We start from the raw sequence: 262 nt of genomic DNA, 5'->3' as shown, positions 1-262 counted from the left end.
CTGGATCCAGGAAGACGAACTGATGGAAGTGACGCCGAAGTCCATCCGTCTGCGCAAGATGTTCCTGGACGCCAACGACCGCAAGCGTTTCGAAAAGGCAAAGCTCGCTGTCTGATCGCGGCTTGTCGTCACGAATTTGGAAAAACCCGGCTTCGAGCCGGGTTTTTTTATGCCCATGTTTTTATTTGTGCATGAGTCGAAAGATGCTTGTGCCAAAGGTTAAGGATGCGTTAATTTTTATCGGTCGTCCACATGAATAGGC

1 protein-coding gene is annotated in these 262 nt (G+C 49.6%); it reads left to right on the top strand.

What is annotated here, in order from left to right:
• Positions 1 to 4: 4 nt before the first annotated feature.
• The gene (locus SB816_RS32685) at positions 5 to 115 is read left to right on the top strand and encodes a hypothetical protein (RefSeq protein WP_410548337.1); all 111 of its coding nucleotides are present in this window, start codon (positions 5 to 7) and stop codon (positions 113 to 115) included.
• Positions 116 to 262: the final 147 nt, after the last annotated feature.

Source organism: Achromobacter sp. SIMBA_011, from assembly GCF_046535435.1.
GTDB lineage: Bacteria > Pseudomonadota > Gammaproteobacteria > Burkholderiales > Burkholderiaceae_B > Achromobacter > Achromobacter dolens.
The sequence above is the reverse complement of the archived record's forward strand: the minus strand, read 5'-3'. Positions and strand labels throughout refer to the sequence as shown.